Source organism: Bradyrhizobium cedriense, from assembly GCF_054602315.1.
In genome coordinates this window covers 943,357-956,161 of record NZ_JBTSWB010000004.1, presented here as the reverse complement: position 1 = coordinate 956,161, position 12,805 = coordinate 943,357, and the positions used below count along the sequence as shown (strand labels likewise).

At 65.2% G+C, this 12,805-nt stretch carries 10 protein-coding genes; 5 read left to right on the top strand and 5 right to left on the bottom strand.

The genetic code is table 11. The annotated features are described in order from the left end of the window. Positions 1 to 15 precede the first annotated feature (15 nt). Both ACYCVF_RS21125 and ACYCVF_RS21120 read right to left on the bottom strand, forming a co-directional pair. Entirely contained in the window at positions 16 to 1,032 is a 1,017-nt protein-coding gene (locus ACYCVF_RS21125) for an alpha/beta fold hydrolase (protein ID WP_459599592.1), read from the bottom strand. A gap of 158 nt (positions 1,033 to 1,190) precedes the next feature. Then, positions 1,191 to 1,994 (bottom strand): MBL fold metallo-hydrolase, encoded by an 804-nt coding sequence (locus ACYCVF_RS21120; protein ID WP_459599590.1) that lies wholly within the window; start codon positions 1,992 to 1,994, stop codon positions 1,191 to 1,193. 174 nt (positions 1,995 to 2,168) lie between these two features. Between ACYCVF_RS21120 and ACYCVF_RS21115 the strand changes: the two genes are divergently transcribed. Then, positions 2,169 to 3,371 (top strand): MFS transporter, encoded by a 1,203-nt coding sequence (locus ACYCVF_RS21115; RefSeq protein WP_459599588.1) that lies wholly within the window; start codon positions 2,169 to 2,171, stop codon positions 3,369 to 3,371. Positions 3,372 to 3,629: 258 nt separating this feature from the next. Continuing rightward, entirely contained in the window at positions 3,630 to 3,908 is a 279-nt protein-coding gene (locus tag ACYCVF_RS21110) for a helix-turn-helix transcriptional regulator (protein ID WP_459599718.1), read from the top strand. Here the strand turns inward: ACYCVF_RS21110 and ACYCVF_RS21105 are convergent. The 3 genes from ACYCVF_RS21105 to ACYCVF_RS21095 are packed head-to-tail and all read right to left on the bottom strand — an operon-like array spanning position 3,905 to position 7,361. Next, positions 3,905 to 4,912, bottom strand: coding sequence for a zinc-dependent alcohol dehydrogenase family protein (locus ACYCVF_RS21105; RefSeq protein ID WP_459599586.1), 1,008 nt, complete (start codon positions 4,910 to 4,912; stop codon positions 3,905 to 3,907). The genes ACYCVF_RS21110 and ACYCVF_RS21105 overlap by 4 nt on opposite strands. A 15-nt stretch (positions 4,913 to 4,927) precedes the next feature. After that, on the bottom strand, positions 4,928 to 6,541 hold the full coding sequence (locus tag ACYCVF_RS21100) for an acyl-CoA synthetase (RefSeq protein ID WP_459606606.1): 1,614 nt from the start codon (positions 6,539 to 6,541) through the stop codon (positions 4,928 to 4,930). A 52-nt stretch (positions 6,542 to 6,593) separates the two neighbouring features. After that, the gene (locus ACYCVF_RS21095; RefSeq protein ID WP_459599582.1) at positions 6,594 to 7,361 is read right to left on the bottom strand and encodes a FadR/GntR family transcriptional regulator; all 768 of its coding nucleotides are present in this window, start codon (positions 7,359 to 7,361) and stop codon (positions 6,594 to 6,596) included. Between the two features lie 165 nt (positions 7,362 to 7,526). Here ACYCVF_RS21095 and ACYCVF_RS21090 point away from each other — a divergent pair, with 165 nt between their 5' ends. The 3 genes from ACYCVF_RS21090 to rbbA all read left to right on the top strand — a co-directional run bounded on the left by ACYCVF_RS21090 (position 7,527) and on the right by rbbA (position 12,805). Further along, positions 7,527 to 8,732: an ABC transporter substrate-binding protein gene (locus ACYCVF_RS21090; RefSeq protein WP_459599580.1), complete on the top strand. Its 1,206-nt coding sequence runs from the start codon at positions 7,527 to 7,529 to the stop codon at positions 8,730 to 8,732. A gap of 237 nt (positions 8,733 to 8,969) precedes the next feature. Then, entirely contained in the window at positions 8,970 to 10,037 is a 1,068-nt protein-coding gene (locus tag ACYCVF_RS21085; RefSeq protein ID WP_459599578.1) for an HlyD family secretion protein, read from the top strand. Then, positions 10,034 to 12,805 carry a ribosome-associated ATPase/putative transporter RbbA gene (rbbA, locus tag ACYCVF_RS21080; protein WP_459599576.1) on the top strand — a complete coding sequence of 924 codons (2,772 nt, stop codon included), beginning with the start codon at positions 10,034 to 10,036 and terminating at the stop codon, positions 12,803 to 12,805. Before ACYCVF_RS21085 ends, rbbA begins: the two co-directional genes overlap by 4 nt.

The following is a 12,805-nucleotide window of genomic DNA, read 5'->3' as shown; positions in this document are numbered from 1 at the left end:
GATCGGTTGCCTGCCCTACTTGCGGAGAAGCTCGGCGATCTCGGCCTTGATGAAGGCTTGGTCGCGCGGATTGGTCACGGGGTTGCCGGCGCGATGCCCATGCGGCGACGGGATCGGATGCAGCACGGCGGATTTGGCATTGACCAGCCGGCCGAGCTCGTCCTCGTTGTCGCGGAGATCGAAATAGCGATCGGTCGCGCCCGGCATCAGCAGCATGTGAGCCTTGATCGCCGCCAGCGCCCGATCGAAATCACCCGCGAATGCCGGGCACTGGCTGACGTCGCCATTCTGCCAGATCCCGATCTGCGCCAGGAGGTCGTTGGCATCGCGCCGCGCAAATGTCGCGTCCCAGGCACGGACGAGATAATCCTCGAGCGAGGCGAAGCCGGCCTCGCGCCAGAGCTCGTCGCGATAGAAGCCGTGCGACATCGCCCAGCCGGCATAGACGCGCCCCATGGCCCGATAGCCGGCAACGGGCTTTTCGGCGAAACGGCCATCGCGGAAGGCGGGGTCGGCCGTGAGCGCGGCCTTCACGCTTTCCAGGAACACGTAATTGTAGGGCGCACAACGGGCGCTGCCGCAGACGACCGCGGCGCGCTCGACCATGTCAGGGTGGAGCGCCGCCCAGTGATAGGCCTGCATCCCGCCCATCGACCAGCCATAGACCAGGGCCAGCTTCGAGATGCCGAACCGCTCGCTGAGCAGCCGGTGCTGGACCGCGATGGCGTCGTGATAGGCCACCTCGGGGAATGGCGCCGGCGTATTCGAGGGCGAGGACGACAGGCCGTTGCCGAACAGGTTCGGGATGATGATGAAGTAGCGCGTGGGATCGAGCACGCGATCCGGCCCGATCAGCCATTCAGTATCTGTATGCTGCGCACTGAACGAGGTCGGATAGAGGATGACGTTGTCCCGCGCCGCGTTCAGCGTGCCGTAGGTCTTGTAGGCGAGCTTCAGCGAGGGAAAGACCGTCCCGCACCGGAGCAGGACGTCGCCGGCTTCGAAAATCTCGTAGTCACGCTGCGCCGTCATGCATACAGCTCCCGCCACGGAGGTCGTAAAACCCCTGTGGCTTGCGCGATGCATCGATCATGCCGGCCCCCGCCGATGCGTCGTTGCATCAGATATATAATTGTACTTTTAGTACAGTTATTAGACGGCGGCAAGATAAATCCGATCCGGATGCCGGCTCAGGCGATGGCCGACAGATAGCGCGCAACCGACGCCGCAAAGGCTGCCTTGGCGCCCGCGGCGATGTTGCGGCCCCACCAGGCTCCGTAGATCCGGTCGAAGGCGAGCGGCTCGACGGCTGCCGCGATCCGTCGCACTGCGGCGGCGTTGATCGGCATGTAATTCGGATAGGAATACATGAAGCTGACGAAGCGCCGGTCCATCGTCACCTGAGCGACGTCCCCGGTGAGCAGCGCACCCTTGCCCTCCGCACCGCGTGCATAGTGCAGCACGGTAGCGCCCGGGAAGTGGCCGCCGGTGCGCAGCAGCAGCACGTCCTCGGAGATGCGGTGGTTTTCGCCGGTCCAGTGCACGATGGCCGGATGAGGCCGTGTGACGAAGGCCCGATCGTCGGCATGCAGATAGACTGGTACGCCGCCGAACGTGTCACTCCAGTCGGCGACCGCGCCGTAGTAATGCGGATGCGAGATCGCGATGGCCTTCAGCCCGCCGAGTGCCGCGACGTACTGGATGGCCTCGTCGGTCGCGAGTGGAATGCAGTCCCACATCACGCAGCCGTCGTCTTGAGGCACCAGCAGTGCGCGCTGTCCGATGGCAAAGCTCGGCTCCATCCCGATCCCGGTGAGGCCGAGATCGTCGCGTCCCACGACCTGGTGCGTCCGCGCGAGCTCCTCGCGCGTGAGAAAGGTCTGCCCTTTCCAGTTCACGAACTGTCGTTCGTCCTCGCAAATCGGGCAGGAGGCGGGCGGTGCTCCGCGTGAGGGAAATTGAGCGCCGCAGGCTTCGCAGGTCCAGAGAGACATGACTCGTGCTCCGTTGGAAGAGCGCAGGATGACATTGCGGCCAAGCGCCCGGCAAGATCGATGACCGACAGCAGTGATTGGAACCAACGCGGCGAGCGCCCGTTACGTTCAGGCTCGTGCCAAACCCATTGGCCGAGAGGCATCACGACGCACGAGGAGCATGTTCGAGTACCGATGACATCGCGGTCCCCCTCCTCGTCCCGTATCTGGCCTTTGTTCGCGCTCAACTTCTTCATGGCCGATATGCAGTCGGGCATCGGGCCGTTCGTGGGTGTCTTTCTTCAGGAGCGCGGCTGGGCGACCGGCCTGATCGGAACCGCGATGACGATCGGCAACGTCGCGGGCATGCTGGTCACGACGCCAATTGGCGGCCTCATCGACTCCAGCCGCAACAAGCGGCTATGGGTCGTCATTCCCGGCATCTGCGTGGTCTCGGCTTCCGCGATCATCCTGATCTCGCAAAACTTCTGGGCGGTGACGTTCTCGCAAGTCGCGCAGTCGCTGGCGAGCGCCGCGATCGTGCCGGCGGTGACGGGAATCACCCTCGGCATCGCCAAGCAGAAGGGCTTCAACGCACTCAACGGCCGCAACCAGGCCTACAACCATGCAGGCAACATGGTCGGCGCTGCGCTGTCGGGCTATCTCGGCTACAAGTTCGGCTATGTCGCCGTGTTCGCGCTGGCGGCCGTGTTCGGCGCCATCGCGATCGCATGCGTGATGATGATCCCCGCCAAGGCGATCGACGATCGCGCCGCGCGGGGCTGTAGAGAGGATGATCCCGACAGCGCGCCGGATGCGCTCACGATGCTGGCCAAGCACCGGGCTCTGCTGGTCCTGGCGCTGGCGCTCGCATTGTTCCACCTCGGCAACGCCGCCATCGTGCCGCTCTATGGACTCGCGGCGGTGGCCGAGGAGCAGGCCAACGGCCCGAGCTTCGTCGCGACCACCGTCGTGATCGCCCAGGGCGTGATGATCGTGACCTCGCTGATCGCGATGAAGGCCGCGAGCAAGCGCAACTACTGGCCGATCATCCTGGTCTCCTTCATGTTCCTGCCGATCCGCGGCGTGCTCGCATTCTTCGTCACGGGATGGTGGGGCGTCGTGCCGATGCAGGTGCTCGACGGCATCGGCACCGGTCTGCAAACCGTCGCCGTCCCCGGCATGGTCGCACGCTCGCTCAACGGCACCGGGCGCATCAATCTGGGCCAGGGCGCCGTGATCACCGTGCAGGGTGTCGGCGCGAGCCTCAGTCCCGCTCTCGGCGGCTGGATCGCGCAATGGATCGGCTACGGACCGACCTTCCTGCTGCTCGGCGGTTTCGGGCTCGCGTCGATCGCGCTGTGGCTGGCGTTCGGGGCGACGGTGAAGAAGTATTGAGCCTCAGCGGCGCGGACTGGCGTGCTGCGGCACCTGGTCACCGGCTCAACGCGCGATTGCGAGTGGTTTTTCACGCAATTTTGCGCTTTTCTCGTTGCCGCACCTCGGTGACCCGATCAGGATACAGATCGCCCACCAACGTTTACGGCCCGACCGATGACCCCGCCTCAGCTCTCATTCAGTGGCGATCCCACGGGGCCGACCTATGAGGGCTGGCGCGAGCAGTTCTGCCGGCAGGTGATGGGGACCGATTAGGTCCTGTCGCTGTCCGAGCTTGCCGCCGCGCACCGGATCAGCCCGCGCACCATCCAATTGCTGTTCGAGCGCGCCGGCATTACCTATAGCGGTTTCGTGCTGGAGCAGCGGCTGCTGCGGGCCGAGCGGCTGCTGCAAAATCCCGCTATGCGCGGGCGCAAGATCATCGAGATCGCGCATCTCGCGGGATTTCACGACGTATCCTATTTCCACCGCGTGTTTCGCCGCCGCTTCGGACAGACGCCGGACGACATCAGAAAGCTGGCCGGTCAGACAAGCTAGGCGAACTCGACCACGATCTTGCCGAAATGGCCGCCGTGCTGCATCAGGCGCATCGCGTCCGGCACGGCATCGAAGCTGAACACGCGATCGATCACCGGTTTCACGCCATTGCGTCCGATCGCTCTCGTCATGGCCTCGAACATGCGGCGGCTCCCGACGGAGAGGCCGAAGACGTGCAGGTTCTTGGCGAACAGGCTGGAGATCGCGATCTGCTGCGAGACGCCCGTAAGTATGCCGATCACCAGAATGGTGCCGCCGACGCGCGCTGCCTCCAGTGATTGCGAGAACGTGTCCTTGCCGCCGACCTCGACGATGTGGTCGACGCCGCCGCCGGTCCACTCCGCCGCGGCCTTGCCCCATTCCGGCACCGACCGGTAGTTGATGGTGTGGTCGGCTCCCAGCGCCCTGGCGCGTTCGAGCTTCTCGTCGCTCGAAGACGTCACGATCACGCTCGCGCCGGCGAGCTTTGCGAATTGCAGCGCGAAGATCGACACGCCGCCGGTGCCCTGCACCAGCACGGTATCGCCGGGCTGCACTTTCGCTTCCTCGAACAGCGCGCGCCAGGCGGTGAGCCCGGCGCAGGGCAGCGTCGCGGCCTCCTGGAGCGACAGATGCGAAGGAATGTGGCTGACGCCCTCGGCATCGAGCACCATGACCTCCTGCAGGACGCCCGGCCGCGTGCCGCCGAGCGCGTAACGGCGGCTTGCCGCCGAAACCTTCCCATCGATCCATGATTGGAAGAACATCGGAGAGACCCGATCGCCGACCGCGACGCGGGTCACGCCATCGCCCACCGCGACCACTTCGCCCGCACCGTCCGAGAACGGGATGAGCGGCAATCTTGAAACGCCGCCCTTGCCCTGCACGGTCAGCAGGTCGCGATAGTTCAGCGACGCCGCCCTCATGCGCACGGCGACCTGGCCAGGTCCCGGCGTCGGGTCCGGCAGATCAACCAGATCCATTCCCTCGATCGACCAATCGCGTGCCACCTGCCAGGCTTTCATGACGATCGCTCCGTCTCAGGTCCCGAAATTCTTCTGGATCGCCTTGTCGAGCGTCTCGCCGCCGACGAAGCGCTGGCGCAGCTCGCGCTTGAGCAGCTTTCCGCTCGGATTCTTGGGCAGGCTGTCGACGAAGATGACGCGCTTGGGCACCTTGAAATGCGCCATCTGGCCGGCGCAATGCTTGATGACGGCCTCCTCGTCCAGCTTCTCGCCGCTCTTGACCACGACGACCGCGGTCACCGCCTCGATCCAGCGCGGATCCGGCAGGCCGACGACGGCGACCTCGGAGACTGCGGGGATGCGGTAGACCATCTCCTCCACCTCGCGGCTCGCGACGTTCTCGCCGCCGGTCTTGATCATGTCCTTGACGCGGTCGACCACGGTGATGTGGCCCTCGTCGTCGACAGTGGCGAGATCGCCCGAGTGAAACCAGCCGCCGGAGAACGCGGCCGCGGTCTTCACGGGGTCGTTGTAATAGCCGGAGAGCAGATGCGGCGAGCGGTGCACGATCTCGCCGACTTCGCCGACCTTGACGTCTTCCATCGTCGTGTTGACCACGCGCGTCTCGACATTGAGCACGGGCTTGCCGGCGGAGCCGGCCTTGCGCAGCTGATCCTCCGGCCGCAGCACGGTCGCGAGCGGCGCGATCTCGGTCTGGCCGTAGAAATTCCAGAACTTGACGTTTGGCAGGCGACGCTGGAGCTCGAGCAGCACCTCCACCGGCATGATCGAGGCGCCGTAGTAGCCTTTTTGAAGCGTCGACAGATCGGTCTCGTCGAAGTTTGGCGAGCGCAGCATCGCGATCCAGATCGTCGGCGGCGCGAAGAACGACGTGATCCTGTGGGCCTGGATCAGGGCCAGAATGTTGTCGGCGGCCGGCTTGCCGGTGATGACGCCCGAGGCACCGAGATAGATTTGCGGTCCCAGGAAGACATCGAGCTGGGCACAGTGATAGAGCGGCAGCGCGTGCAAGAACTTGTCCTCCACGCTCATGCCGCCATCGATGATGCAGCTGACATACTGCCACATCACGGCTTCATGGGTCAGCATCGCGCCCTTGGGCAGCGACTCCGTGCCGCTGGTGTAGACGATCTGCGCCAGCTCGCGGCTGTCGACGGATGCCTCCAGGAACGAGCCGTCGGCATGCAGGAGATCATCGAAGGTGGTGAGGCCCGCAGGCGCCGAGGCCGCATCCTCGCCCGGCAGCCAGATCATCTTCTCGACCGCGCAATCCCGGGCGCTGGCCGCGCGTGCCTGCTCGAGGAAATCCGGTCCGGTCGCGAGCAGCCTTGCGCCGGAGCTCTTCAGGATGAAATTGATCTCGTCCGGGTTGAGCATGAAGTTGATCGGGACCAGCACGGCGCCGATCCGCGCCACCGCGAAGCGCAGCGCCGCAAAGGCGTGCGAGTTGCGCGAGAGCACGCCGACACGGTCGCCCTTCCTGACGCCGAGGCCGAGCAGGCCGCGGCCGAGCCGGTTGCAGATCGCATCCATCTCGGCAAAGGTCCAGCTGACGTCGCCGCAGCTTACCGCGAGCTTGTTCGGCTCGCGGCCCGCCGAGCGGCGCAAGAGATCGCCGATGGAATGCTCGCGCGCTTTCGAGATGATGGCTGCGGTGTCGCCGGTCATGTGTTCCTCCATGTGATGTCTTTATTTGTTGAATCTCGTTTGAAATCTTGCGCTATCTGCGCCGAACCGCCTGCGCGTGCTCCATGTACATGTGCTCGACCGAGCGATCGAGCGAAGCGATCTTCTCGAAGCCGCGTCGCCAGTCCTGCAAGTGCCGGCGCGTCCACAGCACGCCGGCCTCGCGGTCGCGGTGGCGAATCGCGTCGATGAGATGGCCGTGCGCCGCGACGAGGCGCGGGCCGCCTTCGGCGACACCGGTCACGATCATCTCGGTGGTCGGATAGAACAATTGCGCTGCCGGCTCGCGCGCGAGCTGGAGCACGCGGTTCTGCGAGGCCTTGGCGACCAGAACGTGGAATTCGGCATCGCATTCGGCCAGCATCGCGGCATCGCCGACCACGGCCTCGCTGCGCGCGAGATTGCCGGCGAGCTCGGCGATGTTCTCCTCCGTCGCCCGTTCCACCGCGCCCTCGATGCTGGCGACCTCCAGCGTCATCGAAGCCTCGTACAGTTCGCGGAAGGTAACCTCGTGCAGGACCAGCGCGCGGCTGAGGCGGCTCGCGAGGTTGCTGTAGCGCGGCAGGCAGGCGTGCAGGCGGCGCGAGGAATCGCGCCGGATCAGCCCGCCCTCCTCCAGCACGCGGATGCCCTCGCGAATGGTCGAGCGATTGACGCCAAACTGGCGGACCAGATCGTGCTCGGTGCCGATGGGATCGCCCGGCTTGATGCGGCCATTGACGATCTCGCGCTCGATGGCGTCGGCGACCTTCTGATAGGCGGGCGCGACATCGATCGGACGAAACAGCGGAGCGACAGGCACATCAAACTCCATTGGCGATTGTCCGACAAACTGTATGCCTGTCCGGAGAATGCGTCAAACTCTCGCATTTGAGCCTCGGACGCAAGAAATTGACTCTGCCGGAACGTGGTTCTAGCTTTGTCGGACAAAGGGACAAAATAGCCCCGCATAAGAGGAAACGTACCAATGAGACCTATCGCGGCACTCGTGTCTGCGGCCGGATTGCTGTCGGCTGCCTTGATCACCCCCACCTCGGCCCAGCAGGCACCGCTCAAGATCGGCGTGCTCTCCGACTTCTCGTCCGTCTATTCCGACATCGGCGGCATGGGGAACGTCGAGGCCACCAAAATGGCGATCGAGGACTTTGGCGGGCAGATGTTCGGCAAGCCGATCGAGATGCTCAGTGCCGACGTGCTCAACAAGCCCGATGTCGCCTCCACCATCGCGCGCAAATGGTGGGAGACCGAAGGCGTCGACATGATCATCGATCTGCCGACATCGGCGACCGCGCTTGCGGTGATGGAGCTGTCGAAGCAGTACGAGAAGATCATGATCGTGACGGATGCAGCCAGTTCCGACATCACCGGCAAGTCCTGCTCGCCCTATACCGCGCACTGGACTTACGATACCTACGCCAACGCGCACACGGTCGGCAGCGCCATCGTCAAGAACGGCGGCGACACCTGGTTCTTCCTGACCGCGGACTACGTGTTCGGCCATTCGGTCGAGCGCGACACCGGTGACGTCGTGAAGACCTCCGGCGGCAAGGTGCTGGGCAGCGTCAAGCATCCCCTCAACACGGCGGATTTCTCCTCGTTCCTGCTTCAGGCCCAGGCTTCCAAGGCCAAGATCATCGGCCTCGCGAACGGCGGCGGCGACACCATCAACGCGATCAAGCAGGCCGGCGAGTTCGGCATCGTCGCCGGCGGCCAGAACCTGGCTGCGATCGTGATGTTCATCTCCGACGTGCACAGCCTCGGACTCAAGCTGGCGCAAGGGCTGATCGTCACCGAGGCTTACTATTGGGACCTCAACGACAAGACCCGCGCTTTCGGCAAGCGCTTCATGGAGCGCGTCAAGCGCATGCCGACCATGAACCAGGCCGCCACCTACAGTGCGACCCTGCATTACCTCAAGGCGGTGCAGGCCGCCGGCACCCGCGACACCAAGACCGTGATGGCCAAAATGCGCGAGCTGCCGGTACGGGACGCCTTCACCGACAATGGCACTCTGCGCGAGGACGGCCGCATGGTGCACAGCATGTACCTGTTCCAGGTGAAGAAGCCGGAGGAATCGAAGGGGCCGTGGGATTACTACAAGCTGCTCGCCGAAGTTCCCGCCGAGCAGGCGTTCCGCCCGCTGAAGGACGGTGGTTGCCCGTTGGTGAAGTAATACGGCACGAATCGAGCCGACAGTAATCCGTTCAGCGAGTCTCGCTCGTCCGCTCGAGGCGGACGAGCGGTCATGAGGGCAGGCCCAAAATAGAGGCAGGACGCCTCGCACCGCGGGCTGATCTGCATCAAGTTGCGATGCGGAATTCGCTGCAATGTTGAGTCTGCCCTTCCGCGCGATCAGCGGCCGGGCGTTCGTGTCTCAACAATGGGCGCCGCCGCACGGCGTTATGAACAGATGAACTTTACACCGGGTCGCGTTGTCGCCGCGCTCGCCATCCTGCTTGTGGGCGGCGGCTATTACTATTGGCAGCACCGCGACACCAACGCGCTGCCACCGGGTTTCGCCCGCGGGAACGGCCGCATCGAGGCCGTCGAGATCGACATCGCCACCAAGACGCCGGGACGAATCCGCGAGATCCTGGTCAACGAAGGCGACTTCGTCAGCGCGGGCCAGGTTCTCGCACGCATGGACACCGAGCAGCTGCAGGCCCAGCGCCGCCAGGCGGAAGCGCAGCTCCAGCGCGCAATGATCAATGTCGAGACCGCGAAGAGCCTGGTGAACCAGCGCGAGGCCGAACGCAAGGCCGCGGAAGCCGTGGTCGACCAGCGCATCGCCCAGCTCGACACCACGAGCCGCAAGCTCGACCGGTCGGAACAATTGATCAAGACGAGTGCGGTGTCCCAGCAGGTCCTGGACGACGATCGCTCCGCCAACGCAACGGCGAAGGCGGCGCTGGCTGCTTCGCAGGCCCAGGTCGCGGCATCGGAAGCTGCGATCAGCTCTGCGCGGGCCCTCGTGATCGATGCCGGCGCCGCGGTCGACGCGGCCAAAGCCGCGATCGAAAGCATCAACGCCGACCTCAACGACAGCGTGCTGAAGGCGCCGCGCGACGGTCGCGTGCAGTATCGCGTGTCCCAGCCCGGCGAGGTGCTCGCCGCCGGCGGCCGCGTCCTCAACATGGTCGATCTCGGCGACGTCTACATGACGTTCTTCCTTCCGACGGTCGATGCCGGCCGCGTCGCGATCGGAGCCGAAGTTCGCCTCGTGCTGGACGCCATCCCGCAATATGTGATCCCGGCCAAAGCCAGCTTCGTCGCCGACGTCGCGCAGTTCACGCCCAAGACGGTCGAGACCGAGGAGGAACGCCAGAAGCTGATGTTCCGTATCAAGGCGCATATTGCGCCCGATCTGTTGCGCCGGAACATCGAGCATGTGAAGACCGGCCTGCCCGGAATGGCCTATGTACGGCTCGATCCGGCCGCGCAATGGCCGGACAATCTCCAGATCAAGCTGACGCGATGAGCACGGCGGCCGCAACCGAAGCACCGGCTGCCATCGGCAGCGTGGTGCAGCTGGACGGCGTGGGCCTGAGCTACGGCAAGACCCGGGCGCTCGAATCCATCACGCTCGACCTGCCGTCCGGTTGCATGGTCGGGGTGATCGGCCCCGACGGCGTCGGCAAATCCAGCCTGCTCGCCCTGATCGCGGGGGCGCGCGCGATCCAGCAGGGCCGTATCCATGTACTCGGCGGCGACATGGCGAGCGCGCGCCACCGCCGCATGGTCTGCCCCGACATCGCCTACATGCCGCAGGGCCTTGGCAAGAACCTGTATCCGACGCTGTCGGTGTTCGAGAACATCGACTTCTTCGGTCGCCTGTTCGGACACCACAAGGCGGAGCGGAACAGGCGGATCGCGGGTCTGCTGCGCGACACCGGCCTCACGCCCTTCGCCGACCGGCCGGCGGCAAAACTCTCCGGCGGCATGAAGCAGAAGGTCGGCCTGTGCTGCGCGCTGATCCACGATCCCGAGCTCCTGATCCTGGACGAGCCGACCACCGGCGTCGACCCGCTGTCGCGCCGCCAGTTCTGGGAATTGATCGCCTCGATCCGCGACAGCCGTCCCGGCATGAGCGTGATCGTCTCGACCGCCTACATGGAAGAGGCCGCGCAGTTTGATTTCCTGATCGCGATGAACGCCGGTCGCGTGCTGGCGACCGGCACGCCCGCCGAACTCAAACGGCAGACCGGCGCCGATACGCTCGATGAGGCCTTCATCCGTCTCCTGCCCGACACGGAGCGCAGCAACCATATCAATGTCGTCATCCCGCCGCGCGGCGAAGGTCACGAGGAGATAGCGATCGAAGCCGACCACCTGACCCGACGGTTCAACGGCTTCGTTGCCGTCGACGACGTCAGCTTCCGCATCAGGAAGGGCGAGATCTTCGGCTTTCTCGGCTCGAACGGCTGCGGCAAGACCACGACCATGAAGATGCTGACCGGCCTCCTGCCCGTCAGCGAAGGCACTGCGCGACTGTTCGGCAACACGATCGATGCCCGCGACATGTCGGTGCGGCGGCGCATCGGCTACATGTCGCAGGGCTTCTCACTCTATTCGGAGCTCACGGTCGCGCAGAACCTGGATCTGCATGCGCGACTGTTCGAGCTGCCGGCGGACACAGTCGCCCCGCGCATCCGCGAGATGATCGCCCGGTTCGATCTTGCCGATGTCGTCGATGCCCTGCCCGATGCCTTGCCGCTCGGGCTGCGGCAGCGGCTGTCGCTGGCGGTCGCCATGATCCATGCGCCGGATATCCTCATCCTCGACGAGCCGACCTCCGGCGTCGATCCCGTCGCCCGCGACCGCTTCTGGCAGATTCTGGCCGAGCTTTCCCGCAAGGACAACGTTACCATCTTCGTCTCGACTCATTTCATGAACGAGGCGGAGCGCTGCGACCGGATCTCGCTGATGCATGCCGGGAAGGTGCTGACGTCGGACACGCCCGCCGCGATCGTGGCCGCGCACGGCACCGCCACACTGGAGCAGGCCTTCATCGCCTGCCTCGAAGAGGCGATCGCCGATAGCGGGGACTCAGCCGGACCGCCTGCGGTCGGATCGCCGGCGCCCGCGAAGACCGCGGCGCTTCCGCGCAAGCACACCGCGAGATTCAATCCCACGCGCATGCTCGCCTATTCCCGGCGCGAGACACTCGAGCTGCGGCGCGATCCGATCCGCGCCACGCTCGCGATCCTCGGCAGCGTGCTGCTGCTGTTCGTGCTCGGCTACGGCATCAGCATGGACGTCGAGAACCTGACCTTCGCCGTACTCGACCGCGACGACACCGCGATCAGCCGCGACTACAGCCTTCAGATCGCGGGCTCGCGCTATTTCACCGAGAAGCCCCCCATCACCGACTACGCCGATCTCGACCGCCGCATGCGCGCCGGCGAGATCGGCCTCGCCATCGAGCTGCCACCGGGCTTCGGCCGCGACGTCAGCCGCGGCCGCCACGTCGAGATCGGCGCCTGGGTCGACGGCGCCAATCCGACGCGGGCCGAGACGCTGCGCTCCTACGCACAGGCGATCCACGCGAGCTGGCTCGCGCAAAAAGGCCGCGAGCTCTATGGCGATGCGGCAATCGCCGGCGCCTACCAGCTCCAGCTGCGCTACCGCTACAATCCAGACGTCATCAGCGTCGTAGCGATGGCCCCGGGCATCATCCCGCTGCTGCTGGTCATGATTCCGGCAGTGCTCGCCGCACTCGCGGTGGTGCGAGAGAAGGAGCTCGGATCGATCGTCAATTTCTACGTCACGCCGGTGACGCGGCTGGAATTCCTGCTCGGCATCCAGCTGCCCTATGTCGTGCTGGCATTCGCCAATTTCCTCCTCCTGGTCGCTTTCGCGCTCACCGTCTTCGGCGTCCCCTTCACCGGGAGCTTTCCGACCTACGCGCTGGCCGCGCTGCTCTACGTCACGGCCACGACCGGCCTGGGGCTGGTGATCTCGGCCTTCATGAACAGCCAGATCGCGGCCTTGTTCGGCACCGTGCTGATCACGCTGATTCCCGCCATCCAGTATTCCGGCCTGATCGATCCCGTCTCTTCGCTCCAGGGCCTGGGGGCCGCGATCGGGCGGCTCTATCCCACCACCTACTTCGTCACGATCTCTCGCGGCACCTTCTCCAAGGGCCTCGGCTTCGACACCCTCCACAACGATCTGCTGGCGCTCGCCATCATGGTGCCCGTGCTGATGGCGGCCGGCGCAATGCTGCTGAAGAAACAGGCTCGCTGA